Source organism: Paraburkholderia ginsengiterrae (genome assembly GCF_001645125.1).
Classification (GTDB): Bacteria; Pseudomonadota; Gammaproteobacteria; order Burkholderiales; family Burkholderiaceae; genus Paraburkholderia; species Paraburkholderia ginsengiterrae.
Genome location: NZ_LXKA01000371.1, coordinates 56,302 through 72,827, shown reverse-complemented (window position 1 = coordinate 72,827; position 16,526 = coordinate 56,302). Strand labels below are relative to the sequence as shown.

The following is a 16,526-nucleotide window of genomic DNA, read 5'->3' as shown; positions in this document are numbered from 1 at the left end:
GGTGGCTGAAGTCAATACGGAGCTGCCAGAGGATGCGGTAGTCGCACTATTTGCATCCCCGTATCTACCTCCCGACGTACGAAATGTTTGTACTAGAGCGACTGAGATGTTCTCGGTCGGAGGGAGCCGCAGACCGCCACGGATGCTGCTGCCAACAGGGCAGCTGGCGCTAGCAAGCTTACCGTCGTTTCTATTCCGAGGCCTTCATGCAGCAAGTAGCCTCCCGCGAATGCACCGACGATCCCGCCCGCTCGTCCGACGCCGAGCATCCACGCGCTTCCCGTTGCGCGACAGCTGGTGGGATAGAAGCTCATCGCCAACGAGAGCATGGAGCTCTGCGCGCCGACCAGAAATACTCCTGAAGCGAACATGGCGGCAGAAAGCGGGGCAACACTTGAGAGAGATCGGCTTGCGGCGAACAGGCTTAAGCCTCCGAGAGCAAATGCGCATGCTACAACTCGATACGATGCGAAGCGATCTAGCATCCAGCCACAGACTACTGTTCCGAGTACGCCGCCAAACGGCAGAAGAGCGGAAATCGTGGCTGATTGGCGTGGACTAAAGTTAGCGCCTTGCAGCAACGTGGGCAACCAGCTCGTCTGCAGGTAGAAAACGAGCAAGCCCATGAAATACGCGAGCCACAACAGGACCGTGCCTGGCATAAAGCGGCGTGACATGATCATGCGGAGACCGCCGCCTTCGGATTTGCCCTCTGACGCCGCTGTATCAGTACCTAACACGATGGTTCCGGCTGGAAGGCGTGAGAGGACTCGACTTATCTTCGTTTCTGGCCAGTTCCTGACCTTCATGAAACGAATGGACTCTGGCATCGCGAAGAGGCCCAGCAGCAGGAACAATGGGGCAATACCGCCCGCGAAGAAGACACCCCGCCAGCCCCAATGTGGAATGATGGTCGCAGCGAGAAATCCGCCCAGCGATGCGCCGAGCGGAAAGCCGCAATACATGAGATTCGTAAAGAAAGCTCGACGCGATGGCGGCATGTATTCGGAGAGCAAAGTGCCGGCGCTCGGCATTGCACCACCGAGACCGAGACCTGTGAACAGCCGAAGGACGGTGAGTTCGAGAATGGAATCGGACGCAGCGCAGGATAGTGTGCAGAGGCCGAATAGCAACACTGAACCGAGGAGTACAGGTTTGCGCCCGATACGGTCGGCGAGTGGTCCTGAAATCAATGCGCCGACGGTCATGCCGATAAGCGCCATGCTGAGAAATGGCCCCAAGGCGGTATGTGCAACCGAGAAGTCGTGCGCCAATGATGGAGCGACGAATCCTGTCACCACGGTGTCAAGTCCGTCGAATACGACGACGAGGAAGCAGAGAAAAACCAGCAAAGACTGCAGCGTGGACAATTTCCCTTTTACTTCGCCAGGTGTCTCTGGCTGCGCAGATTTTGCGCTGTCTACAATGACACTCACTCTTTCGTCTCCATGTCCAATACGGGAAAGCGACGCATCCTCGTGGCCTGGCAGGCGAGTTCACGAGCATGCGTGGCGCTAAATTTTGTTATGTCGCGTTGAGACCCTATGCTCCGGGTCTAACTCAAGACTAGCTAACTTGGTTGTCAGCATCAATGTGCAAACCCTAATCGTACGGATGCGAAACTTGCATACTGCAATGAAGATGTCTGAGCCCTATTGGCGTGACACAGTGATATCAGAATGCAGGTTGCGTGGCCCGCTCACTGTAGTGATGTTGTGCGGAAAGAATGTCGGACACGCGGAGAACGATTGTCATACGGAATGATTCTTCAACGTCCTTGGTCCGGCGCACAACTCGCAAACTATTTTGGACTCTTTGTATGGCTTAGGTCGTCATGAGATGGCTAATCCGCAAGCCTGTCGGGCGATCCTTCGCTTATCCGATGGGGGCGAGATCGAATGAAGAATATCGATCGTGTCTTCGAGCCCCTCTTGGAATCGCACGGAGCGAGGCATTCTGTCCGAGGCACAGGAATCGCGGCACGCGCTAATAACAACTATGCATTTTCTGCATTGTGTGCGGGAATCGCGGCTGTATGCAGTCTCGTGCGGAGAATTGAGCGCGCGAGGTCGAGGGGTAGGGGTTGCTCCTTATATGCGCGACAGTCTGCGTGTCACTAACATTCGCCCCATATTGATTAGGTTGAGATGTACACACCTATTGCGACGGGATGGTGCATCTGATTTTTAATGTTATGAGGATGCCGATATTTAATATAAAAGTGACGTATCCATAGTTCTAGAAAATCCCGCGAGTCGACGAGGCTTCATGCATGCGCGTTGGCGTCGGCATTAAGTTCATATGATCAGAAGAGGTTGGGCGTTAAAATTTAAGATTGCCACCTGTAGCCGGCGATTTGCGTTTATCCACCAAAGCCGAGTGGTGCCGGATGGCTATATTTTTGATTCACTTTCTAGTGTGGCGTGGATTTTAAACTGATGAATTGATTAAGCGCATATTGAGATTTATCGTGATTGAGAAGGGAGGTTTTGTGTTGTGGCAAACCAGAGGGATTTGAAATTAATTTCTTTGGTAGGTTGGTTTAAAAAATTGTCGAACTAATCTATTTATTCGATGCGCCTCTACTTTCCATGCCGATCTCTGATGAAGCATCTTCATCAAACTGAAATGGACGCGAAGTGAGAACTTGCCGATCTGTTCAGATTAGGTCGAGTCATTCTGCGAATGGCGAAATTTCGAGCGAAGTGATTTCGCTTGGCGGATTGGTGTCCACAATGATCTGGGGAAATTTTATGCATTGAAAGGAATGGGGTCTGGATTAGGTGATTCCATATTTTTGATGTCACTGAGAAATCCTAATGAATTCCAGAAACACGGAGAGGTCCCAACTCATGTTGACGCTGTTTGTTCGGGGAATCAGGCCGATCTTTCGATTCCGATCCAAGGGGCAGTGCAATCCCCTTGGAGTCGAATTGATTCGTGAAATACGCGGTAGTGCATTGATTTCGCCAGTGCCTCACGGAATTGTGTGCAGAAGGTCAGTGCATAGAGTGAAATGGCGATCATTCATCAGCATGATTGTCAATGGAGGTCGAAATACTCTAGCTTTTCGACCTTTGCCAATCACGCGTTCGACCTGTTTCGCAGTGAAGGTCCTAATGCTCTTCTTAGGATACTCGGCACTTCTAAGCGTTCCCGTGAGCGTCGCCGCAGCAACAGCAAGTAGTCCGCAGACCCCGGAGACAGCGGCGACTGCCGAGCTGCCCATGCCCATTCGAAAGCTCGTCGCGCAACACATGACAGTGGTCACGAGTTTCAAGGCGGAAGCTGGCCTTGCAGGCTGGGTGCTCGCAAGCGAAGGTCGCCAGGTTGTCGCTTACACGACGTCCGACGGGCAACATCTCATTGTCGGTTCACTCATTGACGAAAATGGCCGAAACCTGACCTCCGTTTATGCCTCGACTTATGAACGTCGACCGGATCTCACCTCATCGTACAGACAACTAGATAGCGCACGCTATGTAACTGACGGACCAGTTACGTCGACGCATGTAATTTACGTTTTCTTCGATCCAAATTGCATCTTCTGCAACTTCGCATGGAAAGCTTTGCGGCCTTACATTCAGGCTGGCTTACAGGTGAGGTGGATTCCAGTCGGCTTTCTCAAACCAACGTCTTCCCAACGCGCAGTTGCGATTCTGGAAGCGAAGGAGCCCACGCGGGCGCTTGAAATTAACGAAACAGGATTTGTCGCTTCGGCAGAAGAAGGCGGTATTACCTCTTTGTCGGTGGCGAAACCAGGAACGCTCAGTGCCCTGACGGCCAATCGTGCGCTGATGGACGCATTCGGTGGCCACGGGACACCGACTTTTGTCTGGAAAGACAGTCGCGGTGCCATTCGGACGAAATCTGGCATGCCACCGTTATCCGAACTGGCCACCATTAGTGGCCTTCCAGAGCAGCCCCAGACCGACAGGAGTCTCGATCGCTTTCGATAAGAGTCAAATGCCGGGCGACAAAATTAACAAAGCAGCCATATAGAGGCTAGGAGATGATTGTATGAGACAAAGTCAAGATTCTTTCGTGTATCGATACAGGGTAAGGGTGGGTGTGCCACTTCTCGCTGCAATTTGCACAGGCGTTGTTGTGCTTGCTGCGTGCAGCGGGGGCTCGATCGCCGGCTCTCAAACGGCCGCCGCTGCCAAGCCGCTGACGTGCGACGATTCCATGAAGACGGCATTCAAGCCCGACGCAAACACGACGGTGACTCTCGTGAAGGCCTTCAAAAAAGGCGATGATATCAACTTGAACGGGAAAGCATCAGGTGTCACCGCAGCAAATGACGAGTGCCTCGTGAAACTTAACGTTGGCCCCGGCAATCCCGGACCTGCCGGCGCGCCCTCCACTTCAGCGGGTATTGGGGTCGAAGTTTGGCTGCCGTCCACAGCTAACTGGAATGGTCGGATTCACGTACTTGGTGGCGGTGGATTTGCTGGCTATCCCCAGATAAGCTCGCTTACAGACGTTGGTGGCATCATGGCACTGGGTGTGTCCGGAACGGCCGCAGACGTCGCGGGGGTGGAGGGCGCAGTCAGTGCTATTACCGACACTGGCCATATCTCCTTCAATCCGATTAGCAGCGTTTTGGACGGCTCCTTCCTGATGAATCCGGACGGCAGCATCAATACTACCCTTGCGACGGATTTCACAAGTCGAAGCATTCATCAAATGGCCGTGCAGACGAAGGCGCTAGCTACGGCCTATTATTCAGCGCCGGCCAAATATTCGTATTGGGACGGGTGCTCGACCGGTGGCCGGCAGGGACTGGAGGAGGCACAAAGTTTCCCGGATGACTTCGACGGAATTCTTGCCGGGGACGCCGCAGCCAACATGTCCCGGTTCCAGACAGCTCAACTTTTCCCGCAAGTCGTTATGCAGCAAGATCTGGGTGGTGTAGTCCTGACGCCAGCCCAGGTTAACCTCGTTTCGTCTTCGGCCGTCAGTGCGTGTGACACAACGCTTACGGGGCAGCATGACGGCTTCATTAGTGACGCGGCCTCATGTAACTATGATCCAACACAGGACAAATCCGTGCTGTGTACCTCGAGTGGGGGAACCAACACAACGAGCGCGTGCGTGACGACCGTGCAGGCAAGAGCGGTAAACAAGATCTGGTATGGTATGACGACCGATGGCAGTGTTCCTGCACCCCAGCAGGCGACTGGCTTCGCGGAACAATTGCAGCCGAACCAGCTCTGGTTCGGCTATCCCCGAGGGGCGCAATTGACCGCTGGTGGGACTGGCCTGGCAGTTGCTGACTCGGCGAATGGTGTGCCGATGCCGATTCCATTTGCTACGCAGCAGGTTGCGCTTGAACTGCAGAAGCCGAGCCTCGCGTCACCGTTCTTCCAGAACGCCACCGGAAACGGAACGGCGAATGGCTGGATGTCGCTGTCGTATGCGAGTCTTGCGTCTGCTTTCGCTCAGGGAGTGGCTCTGAACACGGTGTTTGGCAACATCAATACCGACAGCACGGACCTTTCAGGTTTCAAGGCCCACAATGGCAAGCTCATTACGTTTCATGGCATGGCCGATCCGTTGATCCCCCCCCAAGGGTCGATCAGCTACTTCGCCAATGTGGCGAACGGAATGGGGGGAGTTGCGGCGACCCAGAACTTCTATCGCTTGTTCCTTATCCCCGGGATGGGACACTGTGCCGGCGTCTCCGTGAATGGAATTACCGGTGTGAGTCCGCCTGCGGATCCGCCGCAGCTTGCTCTCAATCAGCTGTACGCCCAGCTGAAGAATTGGGTTGAGAACGGTGTGGCGCCAGATAAGATTCCCTTGCAGAGCCAGGATGCAACGATCACTCGCCCGATCTGCATGTATCCGTCGAAGCTCACTTACCGCGGAGGGCCGGTCGGCGCGGCGTCGAGTTTTACCTGTAGCTAGTAGTTAAGGACGGCGCCGCAAATCGTTTCTCTAATTGCGGTGCCGCATTCTAACTTGTTCCCGGGCAGGGTCCGCGGTTCAAACGCGACTGAAGTATCTCCTCCGAATCATAGTAACCACAGCATGGAGGCGTGGCCCGGTCGACCAGATCCTGCTCCGAGATCAGTTGACAAAGATGGTGCGTTTAAACTATGCGCGACTGACTCATCTGTCCATGTTTGGATGTGCTGCCAATCTCCGTGTGTTGGATACAGGAAATTAACGTCTCAACGTGCATGCTTTCTGTGGCACGTCATATTAAACACACTCTGAATCATCGAACACGGTGAGGTTTCGGGCTTTCAGAGTGTCTCGACCCGGACAATGTGGACTTGTCATCGTAGTTTCCCGATTTTCGATTATGTGGAAATGTCGGCACCTTGCTTAGATAGCAAAAGAAGCTCGGTCAATGGCATTTTTTATCATTTTTCATGCTACGTTGGTAAGAATGTTCTTGCTTGGCTACCAGCTGACCATGCTGTAATCGGAGACACCAGACGGGTCGCCTCTGCCGTGCAAAGCGAGCGATTCGGGGGACGCGAATGCTTCAAGAATGTATTGTCGGGTAGGCTGCCGAAAACGATTTGGCGGTCGCGACTGCTTCCATCATGAGCATCAGGTATCGACCTTTCTGAGGTGTCATCGGCCAACGCCTGCATCGGCAATGCAATGTCGCGTTTCGAGAAGACTGCGGACCAGATGAATTGCAATTTCATCTGGCAGCCGCTGTGCGGCGTGGAGCGAACTTGAGATGGAGCAGAAAATCTCCTGTCGGTTCATCCTCAACGTGTGTCACGTATATGATCGATTGGTATTTATATTTATCATGTAACTATGAGGGAGTTTGCAGTGAATAGGGAGCTTGAAATGAAAAGGCAGGGTTCCACACAACTCGGAACCCTGCCTTTGTGACATTAGTCTGTGGGGGGCAAATTTTCGGGGGATGGTACAGCTGATATTTGGAAAATTCGAGATGGCGTCGTCAGCAGATCTGATCGGCGCGTACGATCGAACTCAGCATAGACGTTTCCATGAGATATTCTCGACTCTTTTGTGGGTCGAGAGAAATCTCGTGCATCGCTTGCTGGTTGCGAAGGCGAACATTGGGATCGTGTTCGTCCATCAAGTTTTTGTTCCGAATGCTATTCTTCTGTACGACTTCGAGCGCGACCGTACGGCGCTGGCGCGAATAGAGCTCCAACGCATCTTCTCCGGCGAGCCCCTCCCATACGTCTGCGAGTTTGGGTGCGAGATTGCAGGCATCGTGTATGCCGCCGTTGAGGCCAAAGCCGCCGATTGGGTTATTGATGTGTGCAGCGTCTCCAGCAAGGAGAATTCGCCCCTTGAAGAAAGTATCCGCAACGCGTTGATGCACGCGGTAGGTCCCAGAGTAGGCCACGGAAAAGGTCATATCGCTGCCGAGCACCTCTCTCAAGCGGCGCTGGACGTTTTCAGGTTCAAGGAGGACCTCGTCTTCAACATGTGGATCGGCGGGCATTGCGACGCGCCACAGATCATCACATGCATCGTCGTAGAGCTTCAGCACGACAGCCCACGCATCCGGATCTGAAACGTACGCTGTACCCGTATAGCCGAGTGTTTCGAGTGCGTTATGAACATTCGTCACCAGAAATTTCTCGCGCCATGTGAAGCCGTCGAATTCAAAGCCTCCCGTCTTGCGAACCGTACTGCGTGCACCATCGGCGCCAACGACCCACGGTACACGTGTCTCGCGGTGCTCGTTTTCCGTCGAGAAGATGAGGCGCACTGACTTGTCCTCCAGCTCTACGCGCTCGAGCGTTTCGCCGAAACGGATCTCTACGAGTGGATGTCGTCGCAGCTCGTCGAGAAGAGCAGCAGAGAGGTAGTGTTGTGGCAAATGAAATCGGAACGGAAATTTCGTCACGTCAGCGAGCGATCCGAGATCAAATTCTGCGTAGATGCCATTGACGCGGTCTCTCATCTGCCAGACAGGTATGCGCAGGCCCATGTGCATGAGAGCTTCGCCTAGGCCGAGCTCATGTAGCATTTCAAGCGTAGGCGGGTGAAAGGCAGCGCCACGCTGTTCGCGGGCAAGTGTGCTCAGTGACTCATAGACGACGCAAGGCACGCCGCGACGCGCGAGCCCAAGTGCTGTCGTCAGGCCAACGGGCCCCGCGCCAATAATCGCGATTCTTTCATCTTGATGCATGTTGCTTTCCTAGTGATGCGTTTAATCGTGCCGGGGAAGCGCTCCCCGGCGTCCCTCAGAATCGGTTCTGAAATCCGAACAACAAACCAACCTGCTTTGCGCCTGGCGTCGTGAAATACCCCGAGCCGACTGAGTAGGAAGCGTGGCTATTGTTTTGTGCGAAGCCGAGCATCGAATAGATCGATGTCCTCTTTGATAGAAGATATGTTGACCTTAAGACATAGTAATTGGCGTTTTCATGATCAGTCGTGGTGATACGCGAAACTTCACCGTCGAAAATCAGATCGGGGCGAAGTCGATAAGACACGCCTCCGTAGAAGATATTTGTCTCATACGTTGATTGTGTTTTTGTCCGACGATGAATTACGCCACCTTCGATGTCGAAGTTGCCGTATTTGACGTAGCCGCTCGCCATATAGCGAGTGGTCTTGTCTGCGCTGCTGCGCAACAGGATTGGCGACGACGGATCGAATGCCACACTATTGGGCAGTCCTCCCGGCCCCCCGCGTAGTTCGTCATAGACAAGTTGGCCGCCTACGTTGTCGCCCCAGTATCCGACCAGCGCAGTGATCTGGCGACACGCGAGCGTGTCACCTGCCACGTTGCCTGGGCAATTCGATGCACTCGGACTGAACGATGCGCCACCTGTTGCTGACGGTACGGAAGCAGCATCGCGCCCAAAGCTGTATGTTGCGCCCAGGACGAAGTGCTGATAAGTGCCGAGGTAGCTAACCGCGTTATCGGAGCGTGCGTTCGGCAAATACGGATCAAGCGAGGCGATGGAATACAGGCTGGGGCCCAACACGGTACTTCTGAGTAGCCCAACATAGGTCATGTTGATTTGCCGACCGAATTTAACCGTACCATAAGGTGTTTGCACACCGACCCACGCTGAGCGTCCAAACAGACGCCCGCCGTTCTCCAGAACGCCCGTGCTGGGCGAAAATCCGTTCTCGAGTTCAAAGATCGCATGCAAGTTGTTGCCGAGGTCTTCATCGCCTCTCAGTCCCCACCGCGATGGTAGTGAAGATGACAGGGATGTCATGCGAACAGCAGAGCCACTGGAGGTTTTTTGTCCAGGTCCATTGGCAACGTGGTTCTCCCAGTCAATCCCAGTGTCGATGATCCCATAGAGTGTCACTGAACTTTGCGCATGTGCGGCTGCGGTCATGGTTATCGCTGAAGCAAGCACCACAACCTTGATGATCGATTTGCTCATTTGTCTCCTAAACCCGTTCTGTTTGTCGTTTGCTGCTCCTAGCAAACTAACGGGCCAACCGCGTGCTGTCGACACATGAACCTGCATTCACGTTATGCCAAATATGAATGCGCGTCCTTGGCAGCGGTCAAGGTCTTTCCCTATTGACGTGCAAGCGCTGGTATATGAGGATCGCTGCGAAATCAAGGGAGGTCTCAGCGGTGACAGTCAGCAATGGTCTCGCTGCGTCGCTCGATTTACGGCTGTTGGTCGTGTTCGACGCGGTTATGCGCAAAGGTAGTCTCACGGTAGCGGGTGACAGTCTCGGAATGAGCCAGCCGCTAGTGAGTCAGTCGCTCGCAAGGTTGCGGCAGTATTTTGGTGACCCTTTATTCGTGCGGGTATCTGGCGGCATGTCGCCGACGCCGCGAGCGCATGAACTTGCCCCAAAGATTGCCTTGATGATTCAGCTGATGCAGGAGGCGCTAGAGGGCTCGACCGACTTCGACCCTGCTACTTCGTCCCGCACGTTCAGTTTTGCGGCAACGGATTTTGGCGCTGCCTTCCTATTGCCAAAGCTGCTTTCATTCCTGTCGAGGAATGCACCGGGAATTCGCGTCCGGGCTACCAATGCTCCGCGTCACGGGGTCGATGAAATGCTGGAGCAGGGCGAGGTGGACGTGGCCGTGGGCAGCTTCGCTGTCAACCGGCAAGCGTTCTACCAGCGGCGCTTGTATTACTCCGACTATGTTTGTCTCGTGCGCCGCGCGCATCCGACGATACATGGGAACCTGACGCGTAGTGACTATTTGTCCGCTTCTCACGCGTTGGTTGCTCCACTTCCGACTGGTTATGAAGCCTTGGAACGCTTCTTGTTGGAAAATATTCCCGCCGCGCGCTTCGCGGTCATTGTCCCGAACTTCCTTACAGCAATCACTACACTCCCGAGCTCAGACGCGCTCTTCACCGTCTCCCGGCGAGCAGGCGAGCAGATTTCACAACTCCTTGGCGCCCAGGTCCTGGAATTGCCCGTCGATATCCCTGGTTTCACCGTGCGGCAATTCTGGCACGAGCGCTTCCACAAGGACTCCGCGAACAAGTGGTTCCGGGATTTGATCTACACTTTGCTGGCCAATCCTGATGGTCTCGAGGGCGTCGACGGGCTTGCTCCTCCCGATTCGACGACGCTGGGCGGCTGACGCCTTCACTTTCCTAGTTTCATGCTGATTCGGCATGCAGCCCATTCAGCGAAGAGGGTGGCGCTTCTTTCCCCCCTTATCCATACTCGCTCCCATGCCTACCGGCTCTAAAGAAGTTGTGCCGGATGGGCTGTTCATCAACTAGGAGACGCAATGGAAACTGGGCTAATCCGTGGGCTCCACCACATCACGCTCTGCACGTCGACTGCGCAAGGGGACGTTGACTTCTTCGTCAAGGTCATTGGGCAGCGCTTCATCAAACGCACGCTGTTCTACGACGGACGTATTCCGATCTACCACCTGTACTTCAGCGATGCCGACGGGACGCCTGGCACGGTTATGACAACGTTCCCGATGCGCCGTACGGGATTAATGGGCCGCAAGGGGTCGGGGCAGTTCACGGCTATTGCGTACTCCATCCCTGGTGGTTCGCTTGAGTTCTGGCGTGAGCATTTCCGCCGCAATGGTGTGGAGATCGCGGAGGAGTCGGAACGGTTTGGTGAGAAGTATCTTCGGGTAGTGCACGCGGGTATCGACTTCGAGGTTGTCGAGGATCCGCTGGACACACGCAAGCCATGGAAATCGGAGTACGTTCCCGAGCAGTATGCTGTACGAGGCTTCCACAATTGGACTGCAACCGTGCGCGAACTGGAGGACATGGACATCTTCATGAAAGATGCGTGGCATTTCCGCTTGACCATGACGGACGGCCGTTTCGCGCGCTACGAAGCGGACGTGGGGGGGGCGGGCCGCCGGATCGATGTCCTCCATGACCCCGATCTGCGCCAAGGTACGTGGACGCTCGCGGAAGGCATTGTTCATCACGGCGCGTTTGACGTTCCCGACTACGATGCCCAGGCACGCGTCAAGTTTGATACAGAGGGTATGGGGTTCACTGATTTTTCCGACCGGAAGAACCGGGGTTATTTTGAGTCCGTCTACGTACGCACGCCGGGAGGCGTCATGTTTGAGGCGACGAAATCGCTGGGCTTCAAGATGGACGAAGAAGAGTCAATGCTCGGCACGGAGCTGAAGATCTCGCCGCAGTTCGACATGTCGCACGATGATTTGCGCAAGATGATGCAGGTGGAGGATCCCATTCATGTATGACGGGAAGAATCGGCTGCAACATCCGAGTACGAAGGAGGGGCGCTCGTGAAATCGATGAAACTCGTTGGGCGCGGTCGGAATAAAGTGTTGCTGTTTCCAGGTTTGCTCGGCACTCGTGACGCCTTTGACGACATGCTGCGCTACGCGGACTTGGACGCCTTTCAATATGCGATCGCGGAGTACCGCGGCTACGGTGAGGCGCGTGGGGAGGTTGGCTTGCTGACCTTGCGCGAAGTGGTCATTGATGCGGTGCGACTGATTGAATATTTGGGCTGGAGCCGCTTCGCTGTGGCAGGCCACTCGCTGGGTGCGTTAGTCGCGCAAATGCTCGCTGCCGCGTTGCCGAATCGCGTGAACGCGATCATTTCGATTGCCGGCCTAAGCGCAAAGGGTGCTGGATCTGATCCGGAGCGGGTTGCGTTCATGCAATCGCTCGCCGATTCGCGTGAGCGACGCGAAGCACTGGTGCGGATGGGCACGGCCGGCCGCTATTCGGTAGCCACTGCGCGCAAAATTGTGGCATCCACCTGGGGTGAAATCGACGGCCGCGCGCTCGCCAGCTATGCACTTGATGCAAGTCGCACGGACATCCATGCAGAAGTCCAGAGCCTGGATGCGAAAATGCTCGTGCTCATTGGCGAGAATGATCCGAACTGTACTGAGGCGGCTGCGCGCGAGACCACGTTGCGGTGGTATCGACATGTGGCTCTAGAGGTATTGCGTGGTGCGGGCCACTATCCGACGTTCGAAACCCCGGCCGCAACGATATCGGCGATCGAGCGCTTCGTGGATCCGTCGAGCGCTAATGCCGCGGATGGCGAAGGCGCACATTGACCTCTACGATGGTGTAAGAAACGCTGGGTGGGGCGCCAGATCGCGAAATCGGTCTACTGGAAAGGCGCCCCTTCCTACGGCGACTTGCATTTGGGGCACGCATATATTCTCTGCGGTGCGCCAGCATTCTTGTTGAGCTACAAATACATTTCGGTATCTTTATGTTCCAGCGTTCTTTCATTTTCTCGCCTATCTTGTCGCGGGTGGTTTTCGGTCGAGGTGCCTTAAGCAATCTGCTTGCCGAGTTCTCTCAGTTGGGGGTCGGGCGCGCCCTTGTCGTTTGTACGCCTGAGCAGGTCGATCTCGCCCGAGCAATTGCCGGCAAGCTCGGCAGTGGATGCAGCGGTGTCTTTCCCAAAGCGGCCATGCACGTGCCGATCGAGGTAGCGCGCGAGGCACGTTTGCTTGCGGCCAGTCTCGGTGCCGATTGCATTGTGGCTGTCGGTGGCGGTTCAACTATTGGACTCGGAAAGGCTATTGCATTGGAGTCCAGCATACCGATTCTGGCGATTCCCACCACCTACGCTGGCTCTGAGATGACGCCTATCTATGGCATCACTGAGGGCGGCGCGAAGAAGACGGGGAACGATATCAGGGTGCTGCCACGCACGGTCATTTACGATCCGGAACTCACGCTTTCATTGCCGGTCAGAATGAGCGCGACTAGTGGCATGAATGCAATCGCGCATTGTGTTGAGGCACTCTATGCAGCGAACGCCAATCCGGTCACGTCAATGATCGCCGAAGAAGGCATAAGGTATTTAGCGCGGGGTTTGCCGCGTGTTGTACAAAATTCGACAGATATCGATGCACGAGAGGAGTGCCTGTATGGCGCCTGGCTCGCGGGGACGGTGCTTGGGACGACCTCAGTTGCGCTACATCACAAGCTGTGCCACACGTTGGGGGGAATGCTGAATCTCCCGCATGCGGAAACGCATACAATTGTGTTGCCCCATGTGGCGGCGTACAACGCTTGGGCGGCGCCAGACGCGATGGCGTCCATTTGCCGCGCGTTGGGGGCGGAGGATGCGGCACAAGGTTTGTTTGATCTGGCGGCTCAACTGGGTATCCCTCAGTCGTTGCGAGAACTTGGCGTGAATCAATTCGACCTTGATCGTGTAACAGACGCCGCACTGACCAAACCCTATCCAAATCCTCGTCCCCTAAATCGCGAGGCAATCCGTGCGTTGCTTGAGAATGCATATTGGGGTCACCGCCCAGAGCTGGTCTGAGCCAGGTGGTGCAAGGGGGGAGCGTGGTCGACTGGCAGTGAGTCAGCGGTATTCAGCGGCCGTCATTTATCCGATGGGAAACACGTCCCTGAAGCGGTGGACGGTGGGGTGGATGCGTTGTTGACAGCGCGTGCGAGCTGGTGGACTTCCCCCGTATGCAATGACTCTCGGCCGTCAGGCTCGAGCTCATGCCCAATGATGAGTCGTTTGCGCGACCGCAACGCAACGCTGCTGTGTGGTGGGTTGTCTACAACAAGGTGCTGGCGTTGTAGAAGCAGCCTTTCGTGGCTGGCGGCAGGTTCTGAAGCCACATGGCGATGACCCGGCGGGACCAACGGCCGCGGGGGGCGCTTCTAAATGCCAAAGCCCGACATGCGAACCAACCAGCAGATCCCGGTCACCCGACTTGGGGGGGCTTTGGCCTCGGACGAGTTGAAGTGCTGCGAACCCGTTTTGGGGTGGTCGCGTTCATCGACCTGAGGGCGTCCAGACTTTGCGCGAGCGTTTGCTTTTCAAGAACCTCATATACAGCTTCGTTCGCCTGGTCAGCCAGGCTCCGAAAAAACTGCTCTACATTTGAGCTCACCAAGCATTGATGGGGAACGTCTTCACGCGGACTCCAGATGCTCTTCTCGCCGATAACGGCTCTGTAGATATCGCACAGGGTAATCGTATCCGGCGATCGACCGAGACGAACTCCTCCATCGCGGCCGCTCGCCGCACTTACTAGACCTTCGCGAACCAATGGGACGATCAACTTCCTCAGGAAGCTTGGGTTTGCGCCGATGCCTTTCGCCAGTGTCGATGAGCTTACACGTTCCACGTGCTCCGCATCAGCTAGCGCCAGACTGAGCATCAGTTGCAACGCCGTAGGAAATCGTAGGTCAATCACGTCAGAAGAGACCCTAAGAGTCCACTAGGGAGGGGTTCAAAAATGTATCAATAACTCTTGCATGTTACCATAACAATATGTATCTTTAAAAGATACCGTTTTAGGGGCATACTGAATGGAAGAGTTCGCAGTGCTGCAAGTGCTTGCGCGCTATGTGCGTGCGGCTGATCGACGAGATGGTTCTGCTATGGCAGAACTATTTACCCCCGGGGGGCGCGTTCAGCTCTTATATAACAATGCCGGTGTTCCAGAGCTCGTTGGGGAACTGGTTGGCCGCGAAGCTATCGCGGCGGCAGTAACTCATATGATGAAGCCGCATCCTGAGCGCGGCTGGAGCCACCACACGACGCACGATCCAATTGTCACGATAAACGGCAACAGAGCGGAAATTGACGCGCAGTTCATTGTCTACAATGTGGTTGGTGCTGAACGACCCGCCGGCGGCTGGCCTAAAGGTACCTCAGGGGCACAGGGGACGGTGACCCCAATTGAATCGGGCTACTATCTGCCGCGGCTGATACGTGTTGACGGACGCTGGCTCATCGAAACTCATGGAATTGTGCTGGATCTGCCAATACCGATGCCCGCGCCCGAGAATTGATATGAAAGCTATAGTGTATAAGCAGTATGGTGGCCCAGAGGTTCTCGAGTACGTCGACGTGCCCGAGCCAAAGATTTCACAAAATAGTGTTCTGGTGCGTGTGAAGGCGGCAGCCATGAATCCCGCCGATCACATTCTCCAGTCAGGGGCGGCAGATCGCTTTACGGACGCTTGGTTTCCAGTCATACCTGGCTGGGATGTTGCTGGAGTCGTGGAGCGCGTAGGCGCGGGGGTTACGGAGTTCGCTCCCGGCGATGCGGTATTTGGCTATATTCGCAACGAGATTTTGCGGCACGGCTCGTACGCCGAGTTTGTCAGCGTGCCCGTGGAGACGCTCGTCAGGAAACCTGACGCGATGAGCTGGCACGCTGCCGCTGGACTTCCTCTGGCAGGGTTGACTGCCTTTAGGGCAGTGATCCAGGTGCTCGCGATTGAACGCGGCGAAACTTTGCTGATTCATGGTGCAGCGGGTGGCGTTGGTGCGCTTGCCGCGCAGTTGGCGGTTAGCCGTGGAGCAAGGGTTATCGGGTCCGCGTCTATCGTTGGGCAGGATTTTTTGGCGTCGATCGGCGTAGAGCCCGTCGTTTACGGTGAAGGGCTTTCTGAGAAGATTCGCGCAATATTTTCTCACGAGTTCGATGCAGTATTCGATTGTGCCGGGAATCGTGCACTCGAGTCCTCCGTTGCCCTAATTGGGCCCGCTACGCGCGTGTGCTCGATAGCAGCTGGTGGCCCTGGAATCACGACAGTCTTTGCGCGGCAAAGCGTCGAGATATTGAGCCTGCTCGCTGATCAGGTAGTTTCCGGTCACCTAAAGGTGCCTATTGCGGCCGTTTGGCCGCTGGCAGCTGCAGCCGCCGCTCAGGAGGCTTTGAAGAAGCCTCACGCTCCCGGGAAGTTTATCCTTGTGCCGGATGCGGCTGCCTGATTTCTGCTTGGTGGCAGTGCGACCAGCGGTATTTTGATCGGGTGCGAGGCAAGGCTTGCCCGTTACGTCAGGGAACGATGCCGCGAATTTCATAGGCATCGCTCACTACGCGTTAGAGCTGGCGAGCTTTCCCGTATGCAAGGATTCTAGGCTTCTAGGCTTGCGGGCTCGAGGTCTTACTTAATGGCGAGCCGTTTGCGCAACTTGCGCCACTTCGCTGGGATGTGCCGGTTCATCTTCGACAAGGCGCTGGGTTGCAGAAGCTGAACTACGATGCCAGCCGAAAGGGCCGAATTGCGATGACCTGGCGCATGACCACTTGGTGCAACGGCTCGCAGACATCTTCGCTCAGCGCTTCTCCGACCCGTCCACTCCAGCATGTGCACCGG

12 protein-coding genes are annotated in these 16,526 nt (G+C 55.4%); 8 read left to right on the top strand and 4 right to left on the bottom strand.

The window, feature by feature from the left end:
- Positions 1-92: 92 nt before the first annotated feature.
- Positions 93-1,436, bottom strand: a complete 1,344-nt coding sequence (locus A6V37_RS34965; protein ID WP_165614497.1) for an MFS transporter — start codon at positions 1,434-1,436, stop codon at positions 93-95.
- A 1,722-nt stretch (positions 1,437-3,158) separates the two neighbouring features.
- On the opposite strand from A6V37_RS34965, the gene dsbG reads away from it, so the two are divergent.
- Positions 3,159-3,959, top strand: coding sequence for a thiol:disulfide interchange protein DsbG (gene dsbG / locus A6V37_RS34960; RefSeq protein ID WP_165614498.1), 801 nt, complete (start codon positions 3,159-3,161; stop codon positions 3,957-3,959).
- A 61-nt stretch (positions 3,960-4,020) separates the two neighbouring features.
- Complete coding sequence (locus tag A6V37_RS34955) at positions 4,021-5,913, top strand: tannase/feruloyl esterase family alpha/beta hydrolase (protein WP_064271931.1); 1,893 nt, start codon at positions 4,021-4,023, stop codon at positions 5,911-5,913.
- 1,021 nt (positions 5,914-6,934) lie between these two features.
- Here the strand turns inward: A6V37_RS34955 and A6V37_RS34950 are convergent.
- Both A6V37_RS34950 and A6V37_RS34945 read right to left on the bottom strand, forming a co-directional pair.
- Positions 6,935-8,143, bottom strand: coding sequence for an FAD-dependent oxidoreductase (locus tag A6V37_RS34950; protein ID WP_064271932.1), 1,209 nt, complete (start codon positions 8,141-8,143; stop codon positions 6,935-6,937).
- A 55-nt stretch (positions 8,144-8,198) separates the two neighbouring features.
- Positions 8,199-9,362: a porin gene (locus tag A6V37_RS34945; protein ID WP_064271933.1), complete on the bottom strand. Its 1,164-nt coding sequence runs from the start codon at positions 9,360-9,362 to the stop codon at positions 8,199-8,201.
- 200 nt (positions 9,363-9,562) lie between these two features.
- Here A6V37_RS34945 and A6V37_RS34940 point away from each other — a divergent pair, with 200 nt between their 5' ends.
- From A6V37_RS34940 to A6V37_RS34925, 4 genes are all read left to right on the top strand, one after another.
- Positions 9,563-10,540 carry a LysR family transcriptional regulator gene (locus tag A6V37_RS34940; RefSeq protein ID WP_165614499.1) on the top strand — a complete coding sequence of 326 codons (978 nt, stop codon included), beginning with the start codon at positions 9,563-9,565 and terminating at the stop codon, positions 10,538-10,540.
- A 153-nt stretch (positions 10,541-10,693) separates the two neighbouring features.
- Positions 10,694-11,650: a VOC family protein gene (locus A6V37_RS34935; RefSeq protein ID WP_064271935.1), complete on the top strand. Its 957-nt coding sequence runs from the start codon at positions 10,694-10,696 to the stop codon at positions 11,648-11,650.
- 54 nt (positions 11,651-11,704) lie between these two features.
- Positions 11,705-12,484 (top strand): alpha/beta fold hydrolase, encoded by a 780-nt coding sequence (locus tag A6V37_RS34930; protein ID WP_242665976.1) that lies wholly within the window; start codon positions 11,705-11,707, stop codon positions 12,482-12,484.
- A gap of 161 nt (positions 12,485-12,645) precedes the next feature.
- Positions 12,646-13,716, top strand: a complete 1,071-nt coding sequence (locus A6V37_RS34925; protein WP_064271937.1) for a maleylacetate reductase — start codon at positions 12,646-12,648, stop codon at positions 13,714-13,716.
- Between the two features lie 397 nt (positions 13,717-14,113).
- On the opposite strand, the gene A6V37_RS43275 is transcribed toward A6V37_RS34925, so the two are convergent.
- Complete coding sequence (locus A6V37_RS43275; protein WP_082902918.1) at positions 14,114-14,608, bottom strand: RrF2 family transcriptional regulator; 495 nt, start codon at positions 14,606-14,608, stop codon at positions 14,114-14,116.
- A gap of 115 nt (positions 14,609-14,723) precedes the next feature.
- On the opposite strand from A6V37_RS43275, the gene A6V37_RS39715 reads away from it, so the two are divergent.
- A complete protein-coding gene (locus tag A6V37_RS39715; protein ID WP_075643607.1) occupies positions 14,724-15,209 on the top strand; it encodes a nuclear transport factor 2 family protein in 486 nt (161 codons plus the stop codon).
- 1 nt (position 15,210) lies between these two features.
- Positions 15,211-16,137: an NADP-dependent oxidoreductase gene (locus A6V37_RS34915; protein WP_064271939.1), complete on the top strand. Its 927-nt coding sequence runs from the start codon at positions 15,211-15,213 to the stop codon at positions 16,135-16,137.
- Positions 16,138-16,526: the final 389 nt, after the last annotated feature.

Bases quoted from the DNA above. Each gene is read 5' to 3' on its own strand.
- A6V37_RS34925 (WP_064271937.1), top strand. From the start codon at position 12,646: ATGTTCCAGCGTTCTTTCATTTTCTCGCCTATCTTGTCGCGGGTGGTT.
- A6V37_RS34930 (WP_242665976.1), top strand. From the start codon at position 11,705: ATGAAACTCGTTGGGCGCGGTCGGAATAAAGTGTTGCTGTTTCCAGGT.
- A6V37_RS34955 (WP_064271931.1), top strand. From the start codon at position 4,021: ATGAGACAAAGTCAAGATTCTTTCGTGTATCGATACAGGGTAAGGGTG.
- A6V37_RS39715 (WP_075643607.1), top strand. From the start codon at position 14,724: ATGGAAGAGTTCGCAGTGCTGCAAGTGCTTGCGCGCTATGTGCGTGCG.
- A6V37_RS34935 (WP_064271935.1), top strand. From the start codon at position 10,694: ATGGAAACTGGGCTAATCCGTGGGCTCCACCACATCACGCTCTGCACG.
- A6V37_RS34950 (WP_064271932.1), bottom strand. From the start codon at position 8,143: ATGCATCAAGATGAAAGAATCGCGATTATTGGCGCGGGGCCCGTTGGC.
- A6V37_RS34915 (WP_064271939.1), top strand. From the start codon at position 15,211: ATGAAAGCTATAGTGTATAAGCAGTATGGTGGCCCAGAGGTTCTCGAG.
- A6V37_RS34945 (WP_064271933.1), bottom strand. From the start codon at position 9,362: ATGAGCAAATCGATCATCAAGGTTGTGGTGCTTGCTTCAGCGATAACC.